The sequence below is a fragment of the Weizmannia sp. FSL K6-3076 genome, assembly GCF_038007245.1.
GTDB classification, from domain to species: Bacteria; Bacillota; Bacilli; order Bacillales; family Bacillaceae_C; genus Weizmannia; species Weizmannia faecalis.
Genome location: NZ_JBBOWU010000001.1, coordinates 519,821 through 546,701, shown reverse-complemented (window position 1 = coordinate 546,701; position 26,881 = coordinate 519,821). Strand labels below are relative to the sequence as shown.

At 47.1% G+C, this 26,881-nt stretch carries 21 protein-coding genes and 1 other annotated feature; of the genes, 15 read left to right on the top strand and 6 right to left on the bottom strand.

Annotated features, from left to right (window positions below; translation table 11 throughout):
* Nucleotides 1–91: 91 nt before the first annotated feature.
* From NSS95_RS02485 to NSS95_RS02450, 8 genes are all read left to right on the top strand, one after another.
* Entirely contained in the window at nucleotides 92–1,288 is a 1,197-nt protein-coding gene (locus NSS95_RS02485; RefSeq protein WP_014096100.1) for an iron-containing alcohol dehydrogenase, read from the top strand.
* Nucleotides 1,289–1,679: 391 nt separating this feature from the next.
* Entirely contained in the window at nucleotides 1,680–3,137 is a 1,458-nt protein-coding gene (locus tag NSS95_RS02480; protein WP_081106234.1) for a CoA-acylating methylmalonate-semialdehyde dehydrogenase, read from the top strand.
* Between the two features lie 249 nt (nucleotides 3,138–3,386).
* The gene (locus tag NSS95_RS02475) at nucleotides 3,387–4,814 is read left to right on the top strand and encodes a GntP family permease (protein WP_061577403.1); all 1,428 of its coding nucleotides are present in this window, start codon (nucleotides 3,387–3,389) and stop codon (nucleotides 4,812–4,814) included.
* 25 nt (nucleotides 4,815–4,839) lie between these two features.
* On the top strand, nucleotides 4,840–5,610 hold the full coding sequence (locus NSS95_RS02470; RefSeq protein WP_014096102.1) for a 3-hydroxybutyrate dehydrogenase: 771 nt from the start codon (nucleotides 4,840–4,842) through the stop codon (nucleotides 5,608–5,610).
* 226 nt (nucleotides 5,611–5,836) lie between these two features.
* Nucleotides 5,837–6,100, top strand: a binding site (T-box leader).
* Between the two features lie 48 nt (nucleotides 6,101–6,148).
* Nucleotides 6,149–7,003: an SAM hydrolase/SAM-dependent halogenase family protein gene (locus NSS95_RS02465; protein WP_014096103.1), complete on the top strand. Its 855-nt coding sequence runs from the start codon at nucleotides 6,149–6,151 to the stop codon at nucleotides 7,001–7,003.
* 12 nt (nucleotides 7,004–7,015) lie between these two features.
* Nucleotides 7,016–7,570, top strand: a complete 555-nt coding sequence (locus tag NSS95_RS02460) for an ECF-type riboflavin transporter substrate-binding protein (protein WP_014096104.1) — start codon at nucleotides 7,016–7,018, stop codon at nucleotides 7,568–7,570.
* Between the two features lie 20 nt (nucleotides 7,571–7,590).
* On the top strand, nucleotides 7,591–9,339 hold the full coding sequence (locus tag NSS95_RS02455; protein ID WP_017551919.1) for an ABC transporter ATP-binding protein: 1,749 nt from the start codon (nucleotides 7,591–7,593) through the stop codon (nucleotides 9,337–9,339).
* On the top strand, nucleotides 9,290–10,129 hold the full coding sequence (locus tag NSS95_RS02450) for an energy-coupling factor transporter transmembrane component T family protein (RefSeq protein WP_017551918.1): 840 nt from the start codon (nucleotides 9,290–9,292) through the stop codon (nucleotides 10,127–10,129). Before NSS95_RS02455 ends, NSS95_RS02450 begins: the two co-directional genes overlap by 50 nt.
* 134 nt (nucleotides 10,130–10,263) lie before the next feature.
* Here the strand turns inward: NSS95_RS02450 and NSS95_RS02445 are convergent, their stop codons facing one another.
* From NSS95_RS02445 to NSS95_RS02425, 5 genes are all read right to left on the bottom strand, one after another.
* The gene (locus NSS95_RS02445) at nucleotides 10,264–11,901 is read right to left on the bottom strand and encodes a methyl-accepting chemotaxis protein (RefSeq protein WP_328229145.1); all 1,638 of its coding nucleotides are present in this window, start codon (nucleotides 11,899–11,901) and stop codon (nucleotides 10,264–10,266) included.
* A gap of 509 nt (nucleotides 11,902–12,410) precedes the next feature.
* On the bottom strand, nucleotides 12,411–13,199 hold the full coding sequence (locus NSS95_RS02440; protein ID WP_014096109.1) for a formate/nitrite transporter family protein: 789 nt from the start codon (nucleotides 13,197–13,199) through the stop codon (nucleotides 12,411–12,413).
* Between the two features lie 684 nt (nucleotides 13,200–13,883).
* Nucleotides 13,884–14,423, bottom strand: a complete 540-nt coding sequence (locus NSS95_RS02435; protein WP_014096110.1) for an NYN domain-containing protein — start codon at nucleotides 14,421–14,423, stop codon at nucleotides 13,884–13,886.
* Nucleotides 14,424–14,553: 130 nt separating this feature from the next.
* Complete coding sequence (locus tag NSS95_RS02430) at nucleotides 14,554–14,709, bottom strand: hypothetical protein (protein WP_017551914.1); 156 nt, start codon at nucleotides 14,707–14,709, stop codon at nucleotides 14,554–14,556.
* A gap of 86 nt (nucleotides 14,710–14,795) precedes the next feature.
* A complete protein-coding gene (locus NSS95_RS02425) occupies nucleotides 14,796–15,923 on the bottom strand; it encodes an IscS subfamily cysteine desulfurase (RefSeq protein ID WP_061565685.1) in 1,128 nt (375 codons plus the stop codon).
* 83 nt (nucleotides 15,924–16,006) lie between these two features.
* Between NSS95_RS02425 and nadB the strand changes: the two genes are divergently transcribed.
* The 3 genes from nadB to nadA are packed head-to-tail and all read left to right on the top strand — an operon-like array spanning nucleotide 16,007 to nucleotide 19,513.
* On the top strand, nucleotides 16,007–17,599 hold the full coding sequence (gene nadB / locus NSS95_RS02420) for an L-aspartate oxidase (protein ID WP_328229144.1): 1,593 nt from the start codon (nucleotides 16,007–16,009) through the stop codon (nucleotides 17,597–17,599).
* Nucleotides 17,568–18,419, top strand: a complete 852-nt coding sequence (nadC, locus tag NSS95_RS02415; protein ID WP_328229143.1) for a carboxylating nicotinate-nucleotide diphosphorylase — start codon at nucleotides 17,568–17,570, stop codon at nucleotides 18,417–18,419. The genes nadB and nadC overlap by 32 nt, the downstream gene beginning before the upstream one ends.
* Nucleotides 18,416–19,513: a quinolinate synthase NadA gene (gene nadA, locus NSS95_RS02410; RefSeq protein ID WP_340713768.1), complete on the top strand. Its 1,098-nt coding sequence runs from the start codon at nucleotides 18,416–18,418 to the stop codon at nucleotides 19,511–19,513. The genes nadC and nadA overlap by 4 nt, the downstream gene beginning before the upstream one ends.
* A gap of 147 nt (nucleotides 19,514–19,660) precedes the next feature.
* Here nadA and NSS95_RS02405 read toward each other — a convergent pair whose 3' ends face one another.
* Nucleotides 19,661–20,833: an ROK family transcriptional regulator gene (locus NSS95_RS02405; protein ID WP_014096115.1), complete on the bottom strand. Its 1,173-nt coding sequence runs from the start codon at nucleotides 20,831–20,833 to the stop codon at nucleotides 19,661–19,663.
* 208 nt (nucleotides 20,834–21,041) lie between these two features.
* Here NSS95_RS02405 and xylA point away from each other — a divergent pair, with 208 nt between their 5' ends.
* The 4 genes from xylA (at nucleotide 21,042) to NSS95_RS02385 (ending at nucleotide 26,710) form a co-directional block, all read left to right on the top strand.
* Entirely contained in the window at nucleotides 21,042–22,376 is a 1,335-nt protein-coding gene (xylA, locus tag NSS95_RS02400) for a xylose isomerase (protein WP_061565689.1), read from the top strand.
* 59 nt (nucleotides 22,377–22,435) lie between these two features.
* Nucleotides 22,436–23,971: a xylulokinase gene (gene xylB, locus NSS95_RS02395; protein WP_061565690.1), complete on the top strand. Its 1,536-nt coding sequence runs from the start codon at nucleotides 22,436–22,438 to the stop codon at nucleotides 23,969–23,971.
* Nucleotides 23,961–25,340, top strand: a complete 1,380-nt coding sequence (locus NSS95_RS02390; protein ID WP_014096118.1) for a sugar porter family MFS transporter — start codon at nucleotides 23,961–23,963, stop codon at nucleotides 25,338–25,340. Before xylB ends, NSS95_RS02390 begins: the two co-directional genes overlap by 11 nt.
* 287 nt (nucleotides 25,341–25,627) lie before the next feature.
* On the top strand, nucleotides 25,628–26,710 hold the full coding sequence (locus NSS95_RS02385; RefSeq protein ID WP_014096119.1) for an iron-containing alcohol dehydrogenase family protein: 1,083 nt from the start codon (nucleotides 25,628–25,630) through the stop codon (nucleotides 26,708–26,710).
* Nucleotides 26,711–26,881 lie beyond the last annotated feature (171 nt).

Sequence of the window (26,881 nt, the reverse complement as noted above, 5' to 3'; positions counted from 1 at the left end):
TTCCGGTATGAAACGGGCCCTATTCTGTGAGACGCTCTTGGCATGCTTTTTGCATTTAAAAAGGCAGCATCGCAAAAGGAGTGAAAATAAAATGAGGCAAGCCGTATTCCGGACCCCGCAAACCATTCTCTACGGAAAACAAGCTTTTGAAAAAATCGGTGAAGAGGCGGCCCGAAGAGGAAAAAAAGCTTTAATTGTCACAGATAAAATCATGGCCGGGCTTGGCAATGCGGATGCGTGCCAGCACATTTTGCAGGAAGCCGGCGTGAAAAGCGCCGTGTATGCAGGTGTCAATTCCGAACCGGTTGACCACTATGTCTCTGAAGCGCTCGCCCTTTTTCAACAGGAAAGTTGCGACCTGCTGGTTTCTCTCGGGGGCGGCAGTTGCATTGACACAGCCAAGGCCGTTGCCGTTGTAGCAACGAACGGCGGTTATATCGGCGATTATATGGGGGCAAGGAAAATAGCAGAAAAGCCGCCTGTCGCGCATATTGCGGTTCCGACAACGGCCGGAACGGGATCAGAAGCGACAGACGCCACGATCATTACGAATACGGCCAATGATGTCAAAATGATGATCAAGCAGCCTGCCTTTATGCCGGCTGTCGCGATTGTGGACCCTGTTTTGTCAAAGTCTTCCCCGAAATCGGTGACAGCGGCGACCGGTGTAGATGCCTTAAGCCATGCGATTGAAGCGTATATTTCAAGAAGGGCGCATCCGTTAACCGATACGCTTGCCCTGTCCGCTATGCGGCTGATCATCCCGAACTTAAAAAGTGCCTACGAAGATGGGGAAAATATGGAAGCTCGCGATGCCATGGCGCTCGGTTCTTTGCAAGCGGGGATGGCATTTTCCAACGCTTCTGTCTGCCTTGTGCACGGAATGAGCCGGCCGATCGGCGCACTCTTCCACGTCCCGCACGGCGTATCGAATGCCATGCTGTTGCCTGCCGTGCTTGAATTCAGTAAATCCGTCTGTTTGGAAAGGCTCGCGGATATCGGGAAAATTTTTTCACCGGAAGCGAAAGACCTGTCCGGCAAAGAAGCGGCTGATCTTGCCGTCCGTGCCGTCAAGCAGCTGTGCCTTGATTTAAATATCCCGAATTTAAGAGGCTGGGGCATTCCACAGCAACCGTTTGAAAGCGCCATAAACAAAATGGCTTCTGATGCCCTTGCCAGCGGCAGCCCGCAAAACAATCCACGGGTTCCTTCGCAAAAGGAAATAGAAGATTTATATCTTGTTTGCTATGATTACCAGTTTTCCGGGGAAGTGCAGGCTCGGGGATAGAGCAGCCGGCCTTTTCAGATTCCAATGCTGCATGCCGGGCCATTTTTTAGGCTGGCCGGTTCTGGAAGTTTGCAGCGGCTGATTTTTAATCTTCGGCTGGTACCGCGTTAAATGGCCGCCTATCCTGAAAAATTGCGGCCGCTGATTTGCGGACGGCGTGCTTATCCGGAAAATTTACAACGGGAAAAAGCGGCATGAGCGCTCACTCTGAAAATTTTTTCGGTATAAAATGGCCGGATCATTGCTACGCTGTACCCTGTTTTGTCAAAAATCAACCATCGTGCAAACTGGGGCAAAACTTAAATACAAATTCACAGCTGATTTGCCTTTGCAGCTGTGCCCCATCATTGAAAACATATTGTATTTCATTTCTAAAAAGGAGCTGTTGACGTTGAACACAACGACGAAAAATATTTTAAAAAACTATGTGGGCGGCAAATGGATTGAGCCGCAAACAACCCGTTACCAGGCTGTCCCGAATCCTGCGACAGACGACCTGCTTGCAGAAGTGCCGCTCTCCGTTGCGCTTGATGTCGATGAAGCGGTAGAAGCAGCAAAAGAGGCTTTCAAAACGTGGAGTACAACGCCCGTTCCGAAACGTGCGCGTATCTTGTTCAAATTCCAGCAGCTGCTTGTGGACCATTGGGATGAACTCGCCAAAATGATTACCGAGGAAAATGGAAAAAGCTATACGGAAGCTTACGGGGAAGTGCAGCGCGGCATTGAATGTGTGGAGTTTGCCGCAGGTGCCCCTTCACTCATGATGGGAAAACAGCTGCCGGATATTGCAACCAATATGGAATCCGGCATGTACCGCTACCCGGTCGGTGTTGTAGGCGGCATTACACCGTTCAATTTTCCGATGATGGTGCCGTGCTGGATGTTTCCACTGGCTATCGCGATGGGGAATACCTTTGTCCTGAAACCGTCGGAACGCACACCGCTCCTTGCCAACCGGCTTGCAGAATTGTTCCGGGAAGCAGGTCTGCCGGATGGCGTGCTCAATATCGTCCATGGCGCACATGATGTTGTCAACCGTCTATTGGAACACGAAGACGTGCCCGCAATCTCCTTTGTCGGGTCAAAACCAGTGGCTGAATATGTGTATAAAACCGCGGCAGCCAACGGAAAACGGGTGCAGGCATTAGCAGGCGCCAAAAACCATACGATCGTGATGCCGGATGCCGATCTGGACACCGCGGTAAAAGAAGTAATCGGCGCTGCTTTCGGGTCAGCCGGCGAACGGTGCATGGCCTGCTCGGTTGTGGTCGCTGTCGGAAACACAGCCGAACCGCTTTTGCAAAAACTGAAGCAGAAAGCGGATGAAATCCAAATCGGCAACGGCCTCGATGAAGGTGTGTTCCTCGGACCGGTTATCAGACAGGACCATAAAGAACGTACGGAAAAATATATCGAAACCGGAATAGCAGAAGGCGCCGTTTTGGTGAGGGACGGCAGAAAAGATGCGGCTACGCACGGCGATGGCTATTTCCTCGGGCCGACCATCTTTGACAAAGTCACCCCGGATATGCGCATTTGGAAAGATGAAATTTTTGCGCCGGTCCTCTCCGTTGTGCGCGTGGGAAGCCTGAAAGAAGCCATTGAAGTGGCAAACCAGTCTGAGTTTGGTAACGGCGCCTGTCTGTTTACGAAAGACGGCAGCAATGTCCGCTACTTCAGGGAAAAGATCCAGGCCGGCATGCTTGGCGTTAATATTGGGGTGCCTGCGCCCATGGCCTTTTTCCCGTTTTCCGGCTGGAAAAATTCCTTCTTCGGCGACCTTCACGCAAATGGCACAGACGGCGTCGAATTCTACACCCGCCGGAAAATGCTGACAGCAAGGTGGTAAAAATCAAGGAGCTGCCCGGCGTGGCGGCTTCTGCTTTCTTTTTTGCAGTCCGGTTGTCCGAATGAGTTGAAAAACCCGGGCAGATCCTCGGACGCTTTTGCAACAATACTTTGGGGTAATGCTTGCAATCGAAAGCTGATTCAACTGTGGCAGCTGCATTTTATTATGATTATGGAAACAGGTTTGCTGGCAAATCGGATACGCTCATAAATGTAACCGTTTTCTCAAATTGAAAAATGGGGGATGAAGATGGACTTTTTCGTCATTTTATTATCGCTGGGCCTATTAATATTTGTTGCATACAGGGGGTACTCGGTGATCCTGTTTGCCCCTTTGTGCGCGCTGCTCGCCGTACTATTGACGGCGCCGGAATATGTGCTCCCGTTCTTTTCAAATGTGTTTATGGAAAAGATGGTCAGCTTTATTAAATCTTATTTTGCTGTCTTCCTTTTAGGTGCCATTTTCGGCAAAGTGGTGGAAATGAGCGGGATTGCAGAATCTATTGCCAAAACGATCGTCCAGCTCATCGGCGCAAAACGGGCGATGCTTGCCATCGTGCTGCTTGGAGCGATTCTGACCTACAGCGGTGTAAGCTTGTTTGTAGCCGTGTTTGCGATCTATCCGTTTGCCGCCCAAATGTTTCGGGAAGCGGATATTCCGAAACGGCTCATTCCCGGGACAATCGCTTTAGGAACCTTAACGTTTACGATGGATGCTTTGCCTGGCACGCCGCAAATCCAAAACGTGATCCCCACCACTTTCTTTAAAACGGACATTTATGCAGCACCGATTCTCGGTCTGCTCGGCGGTGCATTCGTGCTGATATGCGGCCTGTTATACTTGGAATACAGGCGGAAAAAAGCGGAAAAATCCGGCGAGGGCTATTACGGTTTTCCTTCAGAAACGGCCGCGGCGCTTGAAGCCGAACAGGAACCAGCACCGGATCTTTCCGCAAGCCAATCGCTGGCCAGGCAGATTTTTGCTTTCGTCCCGCTCGTTCTTGTCGGTGTCATGAACAAAGTTTTTACCACCTATATCCCGAAATGGTACCCGGACGGATTCGATTTTTCCAAAATCGGCCTTGACGCTTTTGGCACGGTGGACATCAACGCGGTGGCTGCCATTTGGGCGGTGGAAATGGCGCTTGTCATGGGCATTTTGGCAACGGTTGCTTTTGACTGGAAAAGGGTACCGAAAAATATAAAAGAAGGATTGAATGCAAGTATCGGCGGATCTCTGCTCGCAACGATGAATACCGGAGCTGAATACGGGTTTGGCGGCGTTATTGCCTCGCTTCCCGGTTTTACAACGATCAGCCACGGCATTTCCCATACGTTTACAAATCCGCTTGTAAACGGCGCAGTAACAACAACAACGCTTGCCGGGGTGACCGGCTCGGCATCGGGCGGCATGGGGATTGCACTGAGCGCGATGGCGGATCAGTACAACAAAGCCATTGCCGCTGCCCATATTCCGCCCGAAGTCATGCACCGTGTTGTTGCCATGGCATCCGGCGGTATGGATACCCTTCCGCATAACGGTGCGGTCATTACGCTGCTTGCCGTTACAGGTTTGACGCACAAGCAGTCTTATCGTGATATTTTTGCCGTCACCATCATTAAAACCGTTTCTGTTTTCTTTGCCATTGCACTCTACACCATATTTGGCATCATTTGATCCGAATTACAGGGAGGAAAAAGGGATGGAAAAATGCCTTGAAGGAAAAACCGCGCTTGTGACAGGGGCAGGAAGCGGCATCGGCCTTGCCATTGCGCGCGCTTTTAAAACAGAAGGCGCCAATGTCGTGATTTCCGATAAAAACGCCGAAGCAAGCCAGAAAGCAGCTGATGAATTGGGCGCTGTCTCTGCACCGTGTGATGTCACGATCGAAAAGGACTTGAAGCAAGTGATCGAAACAACGGCAGGCACATTCGGCCGTCTGGATATTCTCGTTAACAACGCCGGGCTCCAGTACGTCTCGCCGATTGAAGCCTTTCCGACAGAGAAATTTGAACTGCTGATTAAAGTCATGCTGACAGCCCCTTTTATGGCCATCAAATATGCTTTCCCCATCATGAAAAAACAGGGCGGCGGCACGATTTTAAACATGGCATCCGTTAACGGTCTGATCGGGTTTGCCGGCAAAGCCGCCTACAACAGCGCCAAACACGGGGTGATCGGGTTGACGAAAGTAGCCGCTTTGGAAGGGGCGGAGCATGGCATTCGTGTCAACGCCATTTGCCCGGGCTATGTCGACACGCCGCTTGTACGCAACCAGCTGAAAGACCTGGCAGAAACGCGGAAAGTGCCTTTTGAAAAAGTACTTGAGGAAGTGATTTATCCCCTTGTCCCGCAAAAACGGCTGCTTTCTGTCACAGAAATCGCTGATTATGCCGTTTTTTTGGTTAGCAATAAAGCAAAAGGTATCACCGGCCAGGCAGCCGTGCTGGACGGAGGGTATACGGCGCAATAACCGGCGGAGCGTCAGAAATCGTGCCGTTTTCATCTGCAACCAACCCGGAAACGGCACGGCCGCAATTAGACGCCAATACAGCAGTGAGCGCGGCACCAGCAAAAAGACGAAAATCAGCTGATGTATATTTTCAGGATAGAAGACGGGATTTGATGAAAAAGCAAAATTATAAAATTTTATCTTGAAATTTCAAATGATTAATCCTATAATGAATTCAAAGTTCATTCCAAAAACGAGGAAAAGGAAAAGTACGGTTCACGAATTTTCACAGAGAGCTTCGGTTGCTGAAAAGAAGCAAAAGGACGAACCGGAAAAATGGCCTTGGAGTTCCGTGCTGAAAGCTTAACCGTAAGTAGGTTCCGGCGGGAAGAGCGCCCGTTAAAGCGCCGCAGTATAAGGAGATTGCAGGCTCCCGTACTGGCTAAGGCTGTTTATGTGAGTAAACAGTGAACGAAGGTGGTACCGCGTGAATTCAAACCACGCCCTTATCGTATAGGGGCGTGGTTTTTTATTTTTCAAAATTCAAGGAGGAAATGATATGACAAAACCATTGGTACTTCAAACAGACTTCGGATTATGCGACGGCGCCGTAGCCGCGATGAACGGGGTAGCAGTCTCGGTTGACCCAGCGCTCCGAATCTTTAACTTGACCCATGAAATTCCACCCTACCATATTTGGGAAGCTTCTTACCGGCTGTACCAGACGATTTCCTACTGGCCGGCGGATACCGTGTTTGTGAGCGTGGTCGACCCCGGTGTCGGATCCGATCGGCGCAGCATTGCCGCCAAAACGGCAAACGGCCAGTACATCATCACACCGGATAACGGCACCCTGACCCACATTAAAGACACGATTGTGGCCGCCAGAGAAATTGACGAAACCACCAACCGGCTCCCGCATTCAGAAGAATCGTATACGTTTCACGGCCGTGATGTATATGCCTACACCGGCGCAAAGCTGGCTGCCGGGGTGATCCGTTTTGAAGAAATCGGGCCGGAAATTCCGGCTGACTCCATTATTGAACTGCCGAGAAAAGCACCGGAGCTTCAGGATGGCGTGATTACAGGCACGATCGATACGCTGGATGTCCGTTTCGGCAATTTATGGACCAATATTGATTCTTCCTTGTTCAGGCAATTGGACGTCAACTACGGCGATTCGTTCGAAGTCACGATTTTTAACGAATCCCGCCAGCATTATAAAAACATTATGACATTCGGCCATTCTTTTGCCGACAGCCATATTGGCGAACCGCTTTTGTACATCAATTCCCTGTACAAACTCGGCATCGCCATCAACCAGGGCTCTTTCGCAAAAGCCTACCATATCGATACCGGTATCAAATGGAACATTACCATCCGCAAAGCACCGAAAATTGTATATCAAAAATAGGGGGAACACGACATGCAATCAAACAGAAGATCGATCGTCACAATTGTTGCAATCGGGATTGGCGCTGCCGTTTTTATTATTTTGGGCAGGTTTGTTTCCATCCCGACCGGCATCCCGAATACGACCATTGAAACGTCTTATGCTTTTCTTGCCCTTATGTCGATTGTATACGGCCCAGTTGCAGGCGCCCTGATTGGCTTGATCGGGCATGCCTTAAAGGATGCCATTTCTTACGGGTCTATCTGGTGGAGCTGGGTGATCGTTTCTACCCTTGTCGGCTTCTTATTCGGCCTTGTTTCGAAAAAAATAGACATCGAATCCGGCATTCTAAACGGCAAAAAGATTTTTCTGTTTAATATCGTACAAGTCATTGCCCAAGCAATCGGATGGTTTCTTGTTGCCCCTTTGCTCGACATCCTTATCTATGCGGAACCTGCCAATAAAGTATTTTTACAAGGCATTGTCGCGGGTGTGTCCAACATGGTGACAGTCGGGATTATCGGAACATTGCTGATTGCTGCTTACGCGAAAACGAGAAGCAAAAGCGGTAGTCTCCGAAAAGAATGATAGAATACCGGGAGGAAAAGATGAAAAAGCCCGTCATTGAATTCCAGAATTATACGTTTCAATACAGAAGTCAGGCCACCCCTACCCTGCATGATATCAATTTAACGATTTATGAGGGGGAAAGCGTGCTGATCCTCGGGCAGTCCGGGTCGGGGAAGAGCACACTTGGCCACTGCATTAACGGTCTCATTCCTTTTTCATATAAAGGCAAAGTATCCGGAAGTCTAAAGATAAACGGAAAAGAAACAAAAGATATGGACATTTTCTCCATATCCAAATTAGTCGGGACAGTGCTACAGGATCCGGACGGACAGTTCATTGGCTTAACCGTCGGCGAGGACATCGCTTTTGCCCTGGAAAATGAGGGTCTCGCGCTCCGTGACATGCATGATGCCGTTGATAAAGCAGCTCGGACAGTCGGTATTGAAAACAAGCTTTCAGCACATGTACATGAATTATCAGGCGGCCAAAAGCAGAAAGTGTCTCTTGCTGGTGTAATGGTGGACCATACAGGAATTCTTTTGTTTGATGAACCGCTCGCAAATCTCGACCCGGCAACCGGAAAGCAAGCCATTCAGCTTATTTCGGACATCCGAAAAAAAGCAAACGTGACCGTCATAATCATTGAACACCGGCTTGAGGATGTACTGGCTGAAAAAATAGACCGAGTCATTGTGATGGATGAAGGCAACATGATCAGCGATTGTACGCCGGATGAATTGCTTTCTTCTTCCGTGCTGGAAACGTGCCATATCCGGGAGCCGCTTTATGTCAAAGCTGCAAAATATGCCGGCTGCCGCATTACACCTGAAATGCATCCGGCCCACCTGGATACATTTCAACTCAGCCGGTGCAAAGACGCCCTTTTAAACTGGTATAAACATGCCAAAAAGCCGGTTGCCCGCATCGAAACAGAGCCGGTGCTTGAAATCCATCATTTGTCTTTTTCGTATAAACCCGGGCAGCCTGTGCTCAAAAACCTTTCTTTCACCATCCAAAAAGGGGAAATGGTAAGCATTGTCGGGAAAAATGGTGCAGGAAAATCAACATTGTCACGTCTGATCTGCGGCTTTGAACAACCTTCTTCCGGAAAAATTTTTTACAAAGGGAAAGACGTCACAAACGACACCATTAAAGAACGGTCGCTTCGGATTGGCATGGTCATGCAAAACCCGAACCAGATGATCTCAAAACATATGATTTTCGATGAAATTGCGCTTGGTCTGGCCAACCGGGGAATTGCCCCGGAAGAGATCAAAAAACGCACAGAAAATGCCATGCGGCTTTGCGGTCTTTACCCTTTTCGGAATTGGCCTGTTTCCGCGCTCAGCTTCGGACAGAAAAAAAGGGTGACCATTGCTTCTATTCTCGTACTGGAACCGGATATTTTGATTCTCGATGAACCAACTGCCGGCCAGGATTATATGCATTACCATGAAATCATGGAGTTTTTGGTGGAACTGAACAAAAAAGGCATCACAATTCTCTTCATCACCCATGACATGCACCTCATGCTGGAGTATACGCCGCGCGCCATTGTACTTGCAGACGGAGAAAAAATTGCCGACGGTTCGGCTGCCGGAATTTTAACTCATCCTGATATAATCCGACGTGCCAATTTAAAAGAGACATCCCTCTATGCGCTTGCAAACCGGCTACATTTGAACCCGGAAAGTTTCACGGAACGCTTTATCACGTACGAAAGGGGGCTACAGACAAATGGCAACCGAAATGCTGTCTTATATCGAGCGGAAATCCCCCGTCCATGAATTGACTGGTGCGACAAAATTGATTCTCTTTTTGATGTGGTCTTTTGCTGCCATGCTTACCTATGATACACGTGTGCTTCTTTTCCTTTTTCTTTTAAGCCTTGTTATTTTTTACATTTCACGCATCAAGATCCGGGAAGTATTATTTATTTTGCTTTTTATCTTGGCTTTTCTGCTTTTGAATAACATTGCGATTTATATTTTTTCGCCAGGACAGGGTGTAAAAATTTACGGGACAAGCCATGTGCTGTTCTCGATTGCCGGCCGGTACAATATCACGTGGGAACAGCTTTTTTACCAGTTTAACATTACACTCAAATATTTCACGGTCATTCCAGCCGCACTTCTGTTTATTGTAACGACGCATCCAAGCGAGTTTGCTGCATCGCTCAATAAAATCGGGATCAGCTACCGGATTTCATTTGCGGTTGCCCTAGCGCTCCGCTATATTCCCGATATTCAGCGGGACTTTCACAATATCGCCCTTTCCCAGCAGGCAAGAGGCTTAGATATGTCACGCAAAGAAAAGCTGCCGAAACGGATAAAAAATGCGGCAACCATCCTGATTCCGCTCATCTTGTCGAGCCTTGATAAAATCGAAACCATCAGCAACGCGATGGAACTACGCGGCTTCGGAAAAAATAAAAAACGCACCTGGTACAGTGCACGCCCTTTTCAGTTAAAGGACTATGCAACAATGGCTGTCTTTTTGGCCATCTTGGTTGCTTCACTGCTTGTCACCTTTCACAACGGCAGCCGCTTTTATAACCCGTTTCTTAAGTTATCTTAATTAAGGCTTGGTTTAGGGTTCTTTTTAGGAGGAACACCCCTACCGCAATGAATGCATCCGTAAAAAATGAAAATCACTCCCCCTATTTTCAGAATGGGCGTCCACGTCGCGCTTGCGAAATGGGCGTCCCCTTTTTAAAAAATGTCTTTTCCATCCCGAAATCTTTTCACAATGCGGTTAAGATGCTTGGCTTCCGATGCCAGCTGTGTTGCATTCTGAGCGATCGAATTTACGCCTTCCACCTGAATTTCCATGCTGGCGTTCGTTTCAGCCACTGTTTTGGTGAAATCTTCCGTAATCGTTTTTATTTCTTTTATCATTTCCTGAAGCTTTTCCCCCTCCTCCGTGATGTTTTGAACAGACTTGCGATTATGGATGACCATGTCTTGTGTCCGGACGGCGCTCTTTGTTAATTGCATAATGGTCTCACCGGTTTGCGAAACAATCTCCATTCCCTTATCGATCGCCTTTACATTATGTTCAACCTGCGCAACAGCTGCTTCTAAATCTTCCCTTGTTTTTTTCATAGAGGACATGATATGTTCGGCAAATACATTTGTCCCTTCCGCCAGTTTTCTCACCTCATTGGCGACAATCGCAAAACCGTTTCCGACCTCGCCAGCCCGTGCCGCTTCAATCGAGGCATTAAGTGCCAGCATATTCGTTTGCTTGGAAATTTCCGTAATGGCCGACACCTTTTCCATGACCGTTTTCGCTTCTTCGGCTACCAAACGGATATTAGACGCTGTATTTGAAGCCTCATCCTGAATCGCCTTCATTTGGTTTTTCGCCAATTGTACAGCCTGTTCTCCCTTACTTGCATCCCTCAGTGCTTCATCCGCCCCGGCAACAGCATTCTCCGCTTCTTCCTGCATTTCCCATACCTTTTCCATCATCTTTTCCACCATCTCATTCGCATTTCCAACCGAGTTGCCCTGAATCTCAGCGCCGCCCCGAAAAGTTTGGACGGCTGCAGAGATTTGTTCAAAAGCTGCGGAAATGTGCTGCAATTCCATTTCTTGTTCCTTGCTTATCTGTTCCACTGTTTCGCTTCCATTTTTAAAGTCACGGATCATTGCCCGGATCCCTAAAATGATTTTATTTATTTCATAGCCGATTTGATGGAACTCATTGCGCAGCCCTACTGTCTTCACCATTGCGCTCAAGTCCCCCGATGAAATTTTTCTTGTAACCGCATACCAATGTCGCAGCTGATGAGTGATGATCAAATAGGCGACCAAACTAAGCACAAGACTGACGAAAAGGGTAATGCCGAACACACTGCCTGTTTCCACCAGGTCTTGATGAAAAAAATAGGCGGCCAATGATGCTGCTACGCTCGACACCACCGTTATCCCCCCAAAAAGGAGACCGATAAACGGCTGATGAACAAGCCTGCCCATCCGCAAATTAAAGCGCTTTCCATTTGGCTCAGTCAAAAGCGGACACGAGGCATCAATGAGCACTTCCCCCGTATCTCTTGGGTACACCTGTAACAGACCTGTATTTGTACCGGCAGCAGCCAGCCCCACTTTGTCATTAAAAATAGTTCCTTCCCGGAGACGGTTCGTATGGATATAACCCACACCGTTTTCATCCACAATCACAAAGTATTCATCCCGCGCAAGTTCCTGATCAAGCAGGGAACGAATGGAGTCGGCCTGCTCTTCTACGGACTTTTGCGTATCCCAAACCTGCCTTACCTTTTCAGCCACCCTTTCAACTTTAGTCAGTGCTTTTTTCGCTGCAGTCGTATGTAGTAGTTTGCTCATCCTCTTCCCCCTGGTTCCACTGCGATAGATTTGTTTTTTAAAATGGGTATCCCCTTGCAAACCGGAATCCGTAAAGATATCCATAGGACAATGTACCCAGCATCAATCTGCAATTTATGAACAGGTTGTTTTTCCAAAAAACGATGTCCCATAAGTAACAGATCCAATGTCTGAGACTATATATCTATTATATCAATCCTTTGCGGAAATTTGTAGAATCATGCAAAATTTGTGTGAATAGGGAGCGGAAGCAAGTGGAGCTTTGCTCGGGAAGCACTGTGATACCCATTATTACGAAGGGCTTGGTAATGGCTCTTTCTCCGTTAGAACCAGGCGGGGTACAAAGTTTTTGCTGCTTTTTCTATCCGATCTTTGCATTCTTGCTGACTCATTCCCATCCTGCCTCGCCTATTCAAATTTACGTCCTTTTCTGCAATGGCTGGAAAATTGATCCGGTTTTTACCGAAAACCAAAAGGAAGGCTTCCCATTTTGTGAGAAGCCTTCCCTTTCAAAGTGCAGTGTCTGTCTTTTGCACCCCTTCTTTTTTATATGCGATAAAGTAGAGCATGCTGACAAACACAACTGCGCCTGCCGCATTCCCGAGGAAAACGGCAATGATATTTTTCAAAAATAACATCCATGAAAGATGCCCCGCAAAAATAGCGGCCGGAATAATGAACATATTGGCAACGACGTGCTGGAACCCAATCAGCACAAAAGCCATGATCGGAAACCAGATGCCGAGGATTTTGCCTGCAAACGTTTTGGCGCCGTAGCAAAGCCAGACTGCCATGCTGACAAGCCAGTTACAACCGATCCCGGAGACAAATGCCTGCCAAAAAGGTGCGCTTGTCTTCATTTCTGCCGTGTGAACTGTTTTCGCCAAAAAATCCCCCTCTGTCAGGCCGATAAAATGCCCGAAAAAGTAGGCCACAAACAGCGCACCGATCAGGTTAAAAATGGTGATCCACAACCAGTTCCAGATAAGCTGCAAGATGTTAATCTTTTTGTCAAAACAGGCCATGCTGACGGCCATCATATTGCCGGTGACAAGCTCGCCGCCCCCAACCAAAATCAAGATCAGGCCGGTCGGGAACACTGCGGCACCCATAAATGTGTCAAAACTGCCCCAGCTCGCTGGCATCGTGCCGGTCACCCGGATATAAGCCAAATAACCGATTGCAATAAAAGCCCCGCCCAAAAAACCAAGCACCACCATCGACAAAAACGAGCTGTTCGCTTTCGCTATTCCTTTTTCAATTGCTACATCCGCAATTTCTTTCGGACTTAAGTCCATCATACCCACCTCTCATTTCTTATATGATAGAGAATAAAAACATTCCTGCTGCTGCTCACCGTACCAGCATCAACGCAAATTCGCAAAATAGATCATTCGAAATCAGGCTATATTTAAGTGCCAGCGTGTTTCTTCCCGCTACACCCGTATTTTTCCCGGGATGTCCGGCGGGTATTGCTATCTTTTAGGATGTATAAGCAAAATTTTTTTATCCAGTTTTCTTTGCATGATATTTTTTGAAGCTTCCATGATGGAAAAATTTCTAATTTATAATATATCCAAACTTTCAATGAAGTCAAATGCACTTTGGCGCTTCTGTACATTTTGCAAAATACCTTTCCCCACTTCGGCGCATGCTTAAACAGACAAGCAGGAAACTTTTTGTTTCCTTTTAAAAAAATTCAGATATTATGTATATTAAAAGTTGTGCCCTTTAGGAAGGCTATTCCTCTTATGGCGGAAACCACGCGTATTTTAATCCATAAAGCGATTCCCACACGGATGGCATGGCAGACAGGTTTTTTCATTCTTTCAAATGGGAATAAAAATGTCGAAAGAAAATGGGTATGAACCCGTGTTGTCCGTTCATACTCATGATTAGAAGGCTGTACAGATTCGAACTATACAGCCAAGCGCATCATTTGCTGCCTTGAGGCTCGGACTCCGGGCAGCTTTACTTTTTCATTAACGCATGCACTGATTAAAGTCTTCTTTTTTTAAAGTAATATACTCATCACAAAGATCCTTCATATAACCCGCTTTTTGTTGATCTACGACACCGGCAACCACATTTTTCCCCAAACTTCTGGCCATTTTAATGGCTGCTTCGTAATCCGTATCAGCACTGAATAAAATTGCCTCATCATAACCGTTATTAAAAGCAAGTGACACCAAATCTACCGCTATATTTACATCTGTTCCTTTTTCTGTAAAAATTGGCTTGCCTAGCGCATTTATTCCCACAACACTTAAATAACCCAGTTTCGCGATACATTTTGGAACCTTTTTGTTTAAATGATCAATAAATAATTTCGTTGCTGCCGCTTTTTCTTTATCCAAACTTCCGACTGCTGTGTAATAATAAATGCGCTGAAGGATCCCATCTCTCCGGGCAGCCACGTATTCTGCCAACTTTAAATAGTCCAGCCTCTGCTGAGACCCGTACAAGGCAGTAAGAGCCGCTTCGAAATTATTGCCATCAATAAAGACCATCACTCTCTTCACATTTGGTTTCCCCCTTTGACATACTAAAGGCGCCAGCTTCGATGCTGACGCCTTTTCTGATTCTCTTGTACTTAGCTTCGATTGCTAAGCACCTCACAACACTGAAAGACACCGCCTCCGACTGACGGTCTTACCATATCCCTTTTTGGTTAAGTTTCCGAGTTTCTTGACCTATTCGAGGTAAATATATCACCACACCGGGGAAGCTGTCAACAGCAAAATTAAGTAACAGCGTGTCTTCCCATTTTTTCCACTCATCTATCCCTTCAAGTAAAATTCTACCCATACATGTTCTTCCATATACCCTCTTTCCACATTACCAACTGCTTGAACCATAAGTCACTCAATGTTTGTTCAGCGGGCAAATAGATTTCATCTCGCGGTTCCGACACGGTGCACAGCCGCAATCTGTTTCAATCTTTCTCCGAGTGAAAAGATCTCCTCTTTTGTTGTGTGGCGCCCAAAAGAAATTCTAAAAAACTGATCAGCCGCTTCCCTCGGGTATCCCATGGCTTCAACCGCTTTGCTCCCGCCTTCATGATGTTCCTGGCAGGCGCTCCCGGTTGAAATCGCGAATCCCGCTTTGTTACACTCCAATAAAACAAGCTGCCCCTGAACGCCTGTAATCATACAGCCGACGATGGAAGGAAGCTGCATCGCCCGTTCCCCTTCTATAAAAACAACCGCCCCGCCGGTTGCCTCTTTTAATGCAGTCCGGTATTCCCAGTCCCGCTCACTTTCTATCAAAATTTCCTCGACAGCGGCAGCAAATCCGGCAATGCCGGGCACATTCACCGTCCCGCCGCGGAACCCCTTTTCATGGGATAAATGCGGAAAAACAGGCGCCATGACACAAGAGGGGTGAATGTACACTGCTCCGACCCCTTTTGGCCCGTGAATTTTGTGTGAAGAGAGGGTGATGCTGTCGACGTAAGGGATCATGCGCGCTACATCGGCCTTGCCAAATGACTGCACACAATCGGAATGAAGCAGGATCCCCCGCCTTCTTACCATCCGGGAAATTTCCTCAATAGGCTGGATGGTGCCGATTTCCTGGTTAATATGCTGAACCGAAACGAGCACCGTGTCCGGCCGGATCGCCGCTTCAAGCTTCTTAACATCCACCGTCCCTTTTTCTGTAAACGGGAGCCTTGTCACTTCAAATCCCAGCCTTTCCAAAAACCCGAGCGCCGAATGGACGGACGCATGCTCCGCCATCGACGAAATGATATGTTTTCCCCTTCCGGAAGCTCCCATTGCAAGCGAAACAATCGCCAATAAATTCCCCTCCGTCCCGCCTGAAGTAAAATACAGCCCTTCAGCCGGTATGCCGAGATAGCTGCTGATCAAGTCCCGCGATTTTTCAAGAACCGCCCGCGCATCCGTCCCGATGTCATGCAGGCTTTCACTGTTTCCGTAAAAAGATTCGGCCGCTTCCATAAACGTCTCCCGTGCCCGTTCACTCATTTTTGTCGTTGCCGCATAATCAAAATAAAACATAGCTAGCCTCCTAAAAAGTACTTGTATTCAGTTTAATTTTGTGCAAAGATAGGTGTCAAGACAGATGTAAAGTAGGGAGACCGATGACAGAAAAAATATGTATCTTGGGAAGCGGGATTGCCGCCTTACAGTTGGCCGTGCACTTGGGCAGCCGCTACGAAGTGACGATCATCACAAAGGCGCAGGTAAAAACGAGCAATTCCTACAAAGCACAAGGCGGGATCGCAGCCGTCCTCTCGCCGGAAGACCGTTTTAAATTGCATGTGAAAGACACGATCCGGGCGGGCTGCCGGCACCATGATGAAAAAGAAGTGGAAAAATTGGTGAAAGAGGGTGCGGCTGTAGCGGAAGCACTCATAAAAAGCGGGCTTCCCGTAGACAGGCGGCCGGACGGCGGGCTTGATTTAGGGCTTGAAGGCGCCCATACAGTGCACCGTATTCTCCATTGCGGCGGCGATGCAACCGGCAAATTTGTCATTCAACATCTTCTCGGGCAACTTGGAAAAAACGTCCGGATGATCGAACATGAGCTGGCGTTTGAACTAATCGTATCCGCAGAAACAGGACGCGTAACCGGTGTAAAAACAAAAACGGCCGCCGGTAAAATCCGCCGTTATTTTTCCGATCATACCGTAATCGCAACCGGCGGGCTAGGGAGCTTGTATCCTTTTACCTCGAACCACCCGGAAATCATCGGCGACGGGATTCAAATGGCATACCGGGCCGGCGCGGAACTTGCAGATATGGAGTTCGTCCAGTTTCACCCGACATTATTGTATGCGGAAGGCTGCGCGAAAGGCCTTGTGTCCGAAGCCGTCCGCGGAGAAGGTGCAGTACTCGTGGACGAAAATGGATCGCCTGTCATGGCGGGTGTCCACCCGTTAAAAGACCTGGCACCCAGGCATGTGGTCGCCCACCAAATTCATCAAACGATTCATAGCGGAAAGAAAGTTTTTCTGGACATCCGTAAAATCAAACACTTTGAAAAAAGGTTCCCGACCATTTCCCGGATTTGCCGGGAAAGCGGCATTGATATCCATTCCGGCCTGTTGCCTGTTGTCCCGGGCAGCCATTTCTTTATGGGCGGCATCGTAGTGGATACATATGGCAGAACAACGGTAAACGGGCTGTATGCCATCGGGGAAGCCGCGGCAAGCGGCGTACACGGTGCAAACCGGCTCGCCAGCAATTCGCTTTTGGAAGGGCTCGTATTCGGCAAACGGCTCGCAGCGTTTTTAAATGCATCGGAACCTGAAGCATCGGGCGGCGAAACAGTAGAAATCGTCCGCCCTCCTTTAAATCCGGAAATCGCCCGTCGGTTAGACACCGCAGCATTGAAGGAAAAAATGATGGAAAATACCGGTGTGATCCGTACGGAAACCGGGTTGCGGCATCTTTTGCAGTGGCTCGAAGCACGCGGGGCTGATACGTTTTCCGCTTTTTCACTCGACCATCTTACAAAGGAAGAAATAGAAAAAGTCTTTATGTTTACCAACAGCTTTTTCATCACACAATCGGCGCTTTTCCGGAAAGAATCGCGTGGTGCCCATATCCGCGCCGATTACCCGGATGAAAGCAGCGACTGGCAGGGTATCCATCTCATTCATGCAAAAAACAAAGGCTTGATCGCAAGGAGGGGACTTTATGAACAAGCTCAAACTTCAATCCATGCTTAAAGATTTTTTCATGGAAGACATTGGGGAAGGCGATATCAATACGGAATATATTTTTTCGCCGGATCAACCGGGCAAATTAACGTTCATTGCAAAACAAAACGGGATTTTCTGTGGGAAAGATGTGATAGAAGAAGGTTTCCGTATCCTGGACAGTACGGTGAGACCCCGCATTTTCCCCCAGGACGGTGCCTGGCTTGAAAAAGGTACGGTCATTGCAGAAATCCACGGGCCCATTGTAAGCCTCCTTTCCGGAGAGCGGGTAATCCTGAATCTCGTCCAGCGCATGTCGGGCATTGCAACAACAACAAACGCTGCAGTCCGTGAGACGAAAGGCACCCATGCAAAGATTTGCGATACAAGAAAGACAACCCCTGGCCTCCGGATGCTTGAAAAATCCGCCGTTAAAGCAGGCGGCGGATTCAACCACCGGCGCGGGCTGTACGACTGTGTCATGCTGAAAGACAACCATATCGCATTTGCCGGCAGCATCACAAAAGCCGTGGAAACAGTGAAAGCATCCATCGGGCATACTGTGAAAATTGAAGTCGAAATTGAAACAAAAGACCAGCTGCTTGAGGCTGTCCGTGCCGGTGCTGACATCATCATGTTTGACAACCGATCACCGGCAGAAATTCGCGAATGGCTCCCGCTCGTGCCGCCCCATATTGCGACGGAAGCATCGGGCAACATCACAATGGAAAAGATCCGGAGCTATGCTGAAACCGGCATCGAGTGGATTTCGCTCGGATTTTTGACCCATTCCTATCCAGTACTTGATATCAGTGCAATCGTGGAAAATACGAAGGAGGTTGCTTTATGAGCCTGCTGGAAACGTTACAACTTACGACTTTGCCGGAAAAATATCAGTCTCTTTCGCAAGAAGAAATGGAAAACCGGGTTTGGGACATCAAAAAAGAAATGGGCGCGCAACTTTTCCTCCCATGTCACCACTACCAGCGTGAAGAAGTATACCAGTTTGCCGATGCTGCCGGTGATTCGCTGCAGCTTGCGCAAATTTCGGCAAAAAACCGCCATGCCAAATACATTGTGTTTTGCGGTGTACATTTTATGGCAGAAACGGCGGATATTTTAACATCAGCGGAACAAACTGTCATTCTCCCCGACATGCGCGCAGGCTGCTCGATGGCAGACATGGCCGACATCCACCAGACGGAACGGGCATGGGATATGTTGCAATCTTTGTTCGGGGATACGATGCTGCCCCTTACCTATGTCAACTCCACAGCAGCGATAAAAGCATTTGTCGGGCGCAACGGCGGGGCAACCGTTACCTCTTCAAATGCGAAAAAAATGGTCAAGTGGGCCTTCACCCAGAAAGAACGGGTTTTCTTTTTACCAGACCAGCATCTCGGCCGGAACACTGCATTTGATTTGGGCGTGGAACTCGCAGATATGGCAGTCTGGGACCCGATCCGGAACGAACTTATCTACGAAGGCGCGCTGGAAAATGTGAAAGTCATTTTATGGAAAGGGCACTGCTCCGTGCACGCGCACTTTACCATCAAAAATATCGAATTCGTGCGCGCGAAATATCCGGATATGCAAATCATTGTCCATCCGGAATGTGCGCATGAAGTGGTTGCCCTGTCAGATTTCAGCGGCTCCACAAAATACATCATTGATACGATTGAAAACGCGCCGGCCGGGAGCGCCTGGGCAATTGGCACTGAAATGAACCTGGTGCAGCGCCTGATCAAAAATCATCCGGATAAAAAGATTATTTCGTTAAATCCGGTCATGTGCCCGTGCCTGACCATGAACCGGATCAACCTGCCCCATCTTTTATGGTCACTGGAAAATATCATCGAGGGCAAAGAAACAAACGTGATCAAAGTAGAGGAAAATACAGCGCGGGATGCGGTTTTGGCGTTAGAGCGGATGTTAAAACTTTGATGATGCTGGTTTCGGATTGATGCATGCTTAGACTCAGGGGTCCAGAGAGCCCCTTTTTGTCTTTTTGGTGGTTTGCACGTGGGCGCTCCGCATCTTTTTCTTTTATGGCCTAGCTTTAACATGAACACCAGGTTACCTGCAGCATCCTTAATTCCCGTAAAGCTCTTCCGACTCCATCAAAAAATGATGGACAATAAAAGCCGCAGCCCCAACTGCTGTCGCATTCCGATGCAACTGCGACAAATAAATTCGATGGTTCTGCCGGACATATTTTGACACTCTGGATGCAATCGTACTTTGTATAGAATTTAAAATGGTCGGGTTTTCCTGAATTAAATTACTGCGAAGCACAATCGCCTCGGGGTTAAAGGTATTGATAATATTCGTAAGGCCGATTCCTAAAAAGTACCCCAGCTTATCCAATTCCCGTAGTGTTTCACCATCATTTTCCTTTACCCAATTCGTCACTTCTTCCAAAGTAATCCGGCGTTTGTTTTTTACTAAGCACAGTTGATCATAAAAAGCTTTTTCGGATGCATAAAGTTCCCAGCAACCTTTATTGCCGCAGCCGCACTGCCTGCCGTTAAAGTCAATCGACATATGCCCCATTTCACCGGAAAAGCCTTCTTTTCCGCGATACAGTTCATCATTAACAATGATACCAAGCCCAATACCAATGCCAATACTGACATATATGCCATTTTTGCATCCTTTCAAGATGCCAAACAATTTTTCGCCGTATGCCCCGGCATTTGCCTCATTGTCCACCAAAACAGGACAATCAAAATGGGTTTGCAGCAAGCCTTTTAAATCCACATCCCGCCAGCCGGAATTCGGTGTAAACAGCACATTCTGTTGCATATCGACAAATCCGTGAACGCCCGCGCCAATGCCAATAATACCGTACGGGGAAGACGACACTTTACTTGCAACAAGCCGGATTCTTTCAATAATTACCGGCTTTATCATCTCAAAAGAAGGATCTTCAATTTCACAGTAATCACTGTAAATCATGTTTCCGTCCAAATCAGTAAGCACTGTTAAAATATATGTCACACCAATATCCACGCCAATAGCATAACCGGCTTTTTCATTAAATACTAGCATAACCGGCTTTCTTCCACCGCTCGACAAGCCAGTGCCCACTTCTTTCACAAGCTTCTTTTCTATCAAAAACGATACCTGGGAAGAAATCGTTGCTTTATTTAATTTCGTAATTTTTGCTAATTTGGCACGGGAAATTTGCTCATGTTTCATCAACTCGTTCAAAATCACCCGCTGGTTTTGATTTTTAATAAAACTTTGGTCCGCTATGTGCATGTTGTAATATCTCTCCATTCGTAAAGGCACTAAACAAACATTATCGGTTTTTATCATTATATCAAAAATTTTTCTTAAAAATTGGTTGTTTTTTTTAAAAGACCGTGCTACTATGAACATGTACTTAGTTTAACCGTTAAACAAACAAAGTGCTATTTTTCTAGGGCCCTATGTATACGCTTGCAATGAATGATAGGAGGGGACAATGATGGCATATTTTCCAAATGTCAGCAAAATCACTTATTCTGGCAAACAATTGAAAAGCGGTCTTTCATTTAATCATTACAATCCGAAAGAACTCGTTGGTGGAAAAACGATGGAAGAACAGCTTCGATTCTCAGTCGCATTCTGGCACACCTTTACTGAAAGCGGTACCGATCCGTTTGGCGCAGGCTCCAAGATCCGCCCGTGGGATCGCTTCACAGGCATGGATCTTGCCAAAGCAAGAGTAGAAGCAGCATTTGAATTTTTTGAAAAACTAGGTAACCCTTATTTCTGCTTTCATGACCGCGATATTGCTCCTGAAGGCGATACATTAAGGGAAACAAATAAAAATCTGGACGTCATCGTTGCCATGATTAAAGATTATATGAAAACAAGCAAAGTAAAACTCTTATGGAATACAGCCAATATGTTCACAAATCCACGTTTTGTCCACGGTGCAGCTAGCTCGTGCAACGCAGATGTTTTCGCGTACGCAGCCGCCCAAGTGAAAAAAGGGCTTGAAGTCGGGAAAGAGCTGGGCGCTGAAAACTATGTATTTTGGGGCGGCCGGGAAGGCTATGAAACTTTGTTGAATACAGATTTGAAGCTAGAACAGGACAACCTAGCACGGTTCTTCCATATGGCCGTTGATTACGCGAAAGAAATCGGATTTGATGCCCAGTTCTTGCTTGAACCGAAACCGAAAGAACCGACAAAACATCAATATGATTTTGATGCTGCTACGACTATTGCATTCTTAAAAACTTACGATTTGGATCAACACTTCAAGCTGAATCTTGAAGCAAATCATGCCACTTTGGCCGGCCATACGTTTGAACATGAAATTCGGGTTGCACGTACCCACGGCTTGCTTGGCTCTTTGGATGCGAACCAGGGTGATCCGCTGCTCGGTTGGGACACAGATGAATTCCCGACAGATCTCTATTCCACCACACTTGCGATGTATGAAGTATTGAAAAACGGCGGCCTTGGCAGGGGCGGATTGAACTTTGATGCGAAAACACGCCGCGCCTCGTTCACAGATGAAGATCTGTTTTATGCCCATATTGCCGGTATGGACAGCTTTGCCCTTGGATTAAAAGTGGCGAACCGGCTGATTGAAGACCGGGTATTTGATGCCTTTATCGAAGAACGGTACAGCAGTTATAAAGAAGGCATCGGCGCCGATATCGTTTCCGGCAAAGCTGATTTTAAATCACTTGAAAACTATATTCTTGATAAAAAAGAAATTACAAATCAATCTGGCCGCCTGGAACAACTGAAAAACACGCTGAACCATTATATTGTGCAAGAAGCCTATCAAAGTGTAAATGCATAAAATTCCGAACCGGTCTGCCTGGATGAAGGTCGGCCGGTTTATTCAATGGGGAGATTAAGATGAAATATGCAATCGGTGTCGACCTTGGGACAAGTTCTGTTAAAGTATTGCTTGTTGACCAAAATGGACAGGTGGTTTCATCTGTTTCCAAATCCTATCCGTTAATGCAGCCGCACCCGGGTTACAGCGAACAGGATCCGGAACAATGGGTCGAAAAAACAGTTCAGGCTTTGAAAGAACTAACGGAAAAATCCGAAGTATCCCGCGATGAGATTGAAGGACTCAGTTTTTCTGGCCAAATGCACGGGCTTGTGCTGCTGGACGAAAATCTGCAAGTCATCCGCAATGCCATTCTTTGGAATGACACAAGAACAACGGAACAATGCAAAAAAATCGATCAAGTACTGGGTGGCAAGCTGCTGGAAATTACAAAAAACCCGGCTTTGGAAGGATTTACACTTCCGAAGATGCTTTGGATCCAGCAGTACGAACCGGAAAATTTCCGGAAAACGCGTGTCTTTCTCCTGCCAAAAGATTATCTCCGTTACCGGTTAACCGGAACGATTGGCATCGATTACTCGGATGCAGCGGGCACCCTGTTGCTAGATATCGTTAATCAATCGTGGAGCACGGATATTTTGCGCACATTTGACATCCCGGCCGGCATTTGCCCGCCGCTTGTTGAGACGGAAGCAGAAGTCGGCACATTATTGCCGGACATCGCTGCGACGTGCGGTCTTTCTCCTGCGACCAAAGTGTTTGCCGGTGGGGCGGACAATGCCTGCGGTGCAATTGGCGCCGGCATTTTAGAAGAAGGCAAAGCACTTTGCAGCATTGGCACATCCGGTGTATTCCTTTCATATGAATCAGACAGCAATAAAAACTTTGGCGGCAAAGTGCATCTTTTTAATCATGGACAGAAAGATGCTTACTATACAATGGGCGTTACACTCGCCGCCGGATACAGTCTGTCCTGGTTTAAGGATACATTCGCAAAAGGCGAAGATTTTGCAACATTGCTGGAAGAAGCCGCGCATTCTTCGATCGGGGCAAACGGCCTGCTTTTCACGCCGTTTATTGCCGGGGAAAGAACGCCCTATGCCGATGCAAAAATCCGCGGCACTTTTACAGGCATTGACAGTTCACACACCAGGCGGGATTTTACCCGTGCAGTGATGGAAGGTATTGCCTTCTCTATCAATGAAAGTGTTGAAATTTTTCGGAACTATGGCAAGAACATCGATACCGTGGTATCCATCGGCGGCGGTGCGAAAAGTGACCTGTGGCTGCAAATTCAGGCTGATATTTTTCAAGCAAAAGTTATCAAACTTCAGAATGAACAAGGTCCCGGGATGGGCGCCGCCATGATTGCAGCAAGCGGATTGGGATGGTTCTCTTCTCTCAAAGATTGCGCAGCCGCCTTTATCCGGACGGACCGGACATTTGAGCCAGTACCGAAAAACGTGAAGCGTTACCGGGATTTTTACCAGGTTTATAAAGATGTTTATCCGCACACCGTCGCGATCAATCACCAGTTGTTTGATTTAAGAAGAGTAAACGAATCGCGGTTTGGAGGGAAAACAGATGAAATTTAAAATCAATAATGGCTTGATTTACTTTTTTGGCGCTTTGGGCGGATTATTATTTGGATATGATACCGGTGTAATTTCCGGCGCCCTTCTTTTTATCAAAAATGATTTACACCTGACTTCCTGGACAGAAGGAATTGTCGTCAGCTCCATTCTGTTTGGCTGTATGATCGGTGCCGCAATTAGCGGAGCAATGTCTGACAGATGGGGAAGAAAAAAAGTCGTTCTCATCGCAGCATCTGTTTTCTGTATTGGAGCATTAGGTACCGCGTTGGCACCAAATACTGGTGTTTTAATTCTTTTCCGGGTCATATTGGGCCTGGCAGTCGGAAGTGCCTCTACCCTTGTTCCAATGTATTTATCAGAAATGGCACCAACTTCAATCCGCGGTGCATTGTCCAGTTTGAATCAACTGATGATCATGACAGGTATTTTATTGGCTTATATCATTAACTATGTTTTTGCTGCTACAGGAAGCTGGCGCTGGATGCTCGGTTTTGCGCTGATCCCGGGTTTGCTGATGTTAATCGGTATGCTTTTTTTACCAGAAAGCCCACGTTGGCTTTTGAAACAGGGAAAAGAACCTGAAGCAAGAACGATTCTCAATTATATGAGAAAAGGGCACGGCGTTGAAGAAGAAATACGTGAGATCAAGCAAGCAAACGAACTTGAAAAAAATCAGGGCGGTTTTAGTGAAGTAAAACAAGCGTGGGTGCGGCCAGCATTAATTGCCGGCATAGGATTGGCAGTCTTTCAACAGATCATTGGCTGCAATACCGTTCTATATTACGCACCTACCACTTTTACAAACGTCGGGCTAGGAGCATCTGCAGCTATTCTGGGTACAGTAGGCATCGGGATTGTTAACGTGATCATTACAGCTATTGCAGTTCTTATCATCGATAAAGTTGGTAGAAAACCACTTTTATTAATCGGTAATGCCGGTATGTCTCTTGCCTTATTTGTACTGGGGATTGTAAACGCTTTACTTGGCCCGTCAACTGCTGCCAGTTGGACAACGGTGATTTGCCTGGCTGTTTACATTGCATTTTTCTCCCTCAGCTGGGGACCGGTCGTATGGGTGATGCTCTCTGAAATCTTTCCGCTTAAAATTCGCGGCATAGGCATGGGGATTGGCAGTGTTACAAACTGGCTTGCAAACTTAATTGTCTCCTTAACTTTTCCTAAATTGATTGAACAATTTGGCATTTCAACCATGTTTATTATATATGGCATTATGGGTGTTCTGGCGTTCATCTTTGTAACCCGAAAAGTATCCGAGACAAAAGGAAAAAGCCTTGAGCAAATTGAGATTGATCTCAGACAACAAGCTGAGCATAAAAAATTTAACTTTTCTCAATCCATACAAAAATAATTTATTAAACAACGGCTGCATTAGTCAGTCGTTGTTTTGTTGATTAAGCACATCTGTCTTATATGTATAAAGTAATCTCAATCACGTACTCCGTTATCCAAACTTGACTAATCAATGGAGCTGCAATACTTAGTTAAGTTTCTATACCAAAAGATTTCTTGATAACCAGTATCTGTAAAAAATAGAGTTTGTACTTATGACATTTATAAAAAAATTATTGAAATATAATTTATTTAGGCGTAAGCTGGACATACATCAAATTTTTTACATCACGGAGGTTCTGTAAGATGCGTCTCAGCCAAGTCATAAGAAGCGGCCCAAACCAATACATATGTGAAGAAGAAGCAGCCAAATATTTGGAAGAAAAGCTGGAAGAATTCAGGCATCCGGTTGTCATTACTGGGGTAAAATCATTCGAAGCATTTCAGGAATTTGCGTCAGTACCGCAAAACTGGCCGGTGCTCCAGTACGATCATACCGCAAGTGAGAAAAACATGGCAGAACTGGCGGAACAGGCAGGCCGTGCAGATGTCATCGTCGGGATTGGCGGCGGCAAAGTGCTCGATACGGCAAAGGGAACAGCAGAACTGCTCAACTGTGAAGTCGTGCTCGTTCCAACGCTAGCCGGAACGTGTGCCGGTTATACGCCTTTATCCGCTGTTTATCATGAAGACGGCTCATTCAGTCATGTCGCTTATTACAAACGTTCCGCCTTTTTAACCCTGATCGATTTGCGTATTCTCCTGAACGCACCGGCCGAATATTTGCTGGGCGGAATTGGCGATTCTTTAGCCAAATGGTATGAAGCAGAAGGCATCACCCGTTCCATGAAACATTTGCCGGTGATGGTCGAACTCGGCCTCCGCTCCGCAAAAGCGATTTATGAAGGGATCTTGCGCGACAGTGAGCAGGCATTACACGACCGAAACGAAGGGAAGATAACCGACGCTTTCCGCAATATAGTTGAAATTATAATTGGCGCGGCCGGGACAGTCGGCGGCTTTGCCGGCGAATACGGAAGAATGGCTGGGGCCCACGCCATCCATAACGGGCTGTCCTTCCTGCCGGAAACGCATTCCATTCTGCACGGTTCCAAAGTGGCTTACGGCATCCTTGTCCAATTAGCGGCAACAGGCGATATCAATGAAGTGAAAAAACTGCTTCCGTTGTATCAAAAACTCGGTTTTCCTTATAATCTGGATACACTGCATGTGACGGAAAATCATGGCGCGGCCATTGAAAAAGTCGCAGCATATGCCGCAAAACCCGAAGAATCCTTTCGCCTGCTTGGCAGCTTTACGAAGGCGCAAATTGCAAAAGCAATGGAAACAATCGAACAGCTCACGGCTGAAAAGGCTGATATCAAATGATTGGCACGGGCGGCCCCGGAACAAGGCCGCCTTCACCCTGCTTAAATGCAATCCGTTTGTTGCACCATTTTTTCAAAGTTTCCGCCTTTTCTGTTTGCATCACTTGCAATAGAAATGGCCGCCATAGCGGACTTTCATACGGGATCGCCATTTAAAATGCGGTTATGGAGG

Excerpts from the sequence above, each read along its gene's own strand:
- NSS95_RS02430 (WP_017551914.1), bottom strand. The coding sequence starts at position 14,709 with ATGGGTAGAATTTTACTTGAAGGGATAGATGAGTGGAAAAAATGGGAA.
- NSS95_RS02385 (WP_014096119.1), top strand. The coding sequence starts at position 25,628 with ATGCGTCTCAGCCAAGTCATAAGAAGCGGCCCAAACCAATACATATGT.
- NSS95_RS02390 (WP_014096118.1), top strand. The coding sequence starts at position 23,961 with ATGAAATTTAAAATCAATAATGGCTTGATTTACTTTTTTGGCGCTTTG.
- xylB (WP_061565690.1), top strand. The coding sequence starts at position 22,436 with ATGAAATATGCAATCGGTGTCGACCTTGGGACAAGTTCTGTTAAAGTA.
- nadA (WP_340713768.1), top strand. The coding sequence starts at position 18,416 with ATGAGCCTGCTGGAAACGTTACAACTTACGACTTTGCCGGAAAAATAT.
- xylA (WP_061565689.1), top strand. The coding sequence starts at position 21,042 with ATGGCATATTTTCCAAATGTCAGCAAAATCACTTATTCTGGCAAACAA.
- nadC (WP_328229143.1), top strand. The coding sequence starts at position 17,568 with ATGAACAAGCTCAAACTTCAATCCATGCTTAAAGATTTTTTCATGGAA.
- NSS95_RS02445 (WP_328229145.1), bottom strand. The coding sequence starts at position 11,901 with ATGAGCAAACTACTACATACGACTGCAGCGAAAAAAGCACTGACTAAA.
- NSS95_RS02405 (WP_014096115.1), bottom strand. The coding sequence starts at position 20,833 with ATGCACATAGCGGACCAAAGTTTTATTAAAAATCAAAACCAGCGGGTG.
- NSS95_RS02465 (WP_014096103.1), top strand. The coding sequence starts at position 6,149 with ATGACAAAACCATTGGTACTTCAAACAGACTTCGGATTATGCGACGGC.
- NSS95_RS02470 (WP_014096102.1), top strand. The coding sequence starts at position 4,840 with ATGGAAAAATGCCTTGAAGGAAAAACCGCGCTTGTGACAGGGGCAGGA.
- NSS95_RS02440 (WP_014096109.1), bottom strand. The coding sequence starts at position 13,199 with ATGGACTTAAGTCCGAAAGAAATTGCGGATGTAGCAATTGAAAAAGGA.
- NSS95_RS02475 (WP_061577403.1), top strand. The coding sequence starts at position 3,387 with ATGGACTTTTTCGTCATTTTATTATCGCTGGGCCTATTAATATTTGTT.
- NSS95_RS02450 (WP_017551918.1), top strand. The coding sequence starts at position 9,290 with ATGGCAACCGAAATGCTGTCTTATATCGAGCGGAAATCCCCCGTCCAT.
- NSS95_RS02460 (WP_014096104.1), top strand. The coding sequence starts at position 7,016 with ATGCAATCAAACAGAAGATCGATCGTCACAATTGTTGCAATCGGGATT.
- NSS95_RS02455 (WP_017551919.1), top strand. The coding sequence starts at position 7,591 with ATGAAAAAGCCCGTCATTGAATTCCAGAATTATACGTTTCAATACAGA.
- nadB (WP_328229144.1), top strand. The coding sequence starts at position 16,007 with ATGACAGAAAAAATATGTATCTTGGGAAGCGGGATTGCCGCCTTACAG.
- NSS95_RS02485 (WP_014096100.1), top strand. The coding sequence starts at position 92 with ATGAGGCAAGCCGTATTCCGGACCCCGCAAACCATTCTCTACGGAAAA.
- NSS95_RS02425 (WP_061565685.1), bottom strand. The coding sequence starts at position 15,923 with ATGTTTTATTTTGATTATGCGGCAACGACAAAAATGAGTGAACGGGCA.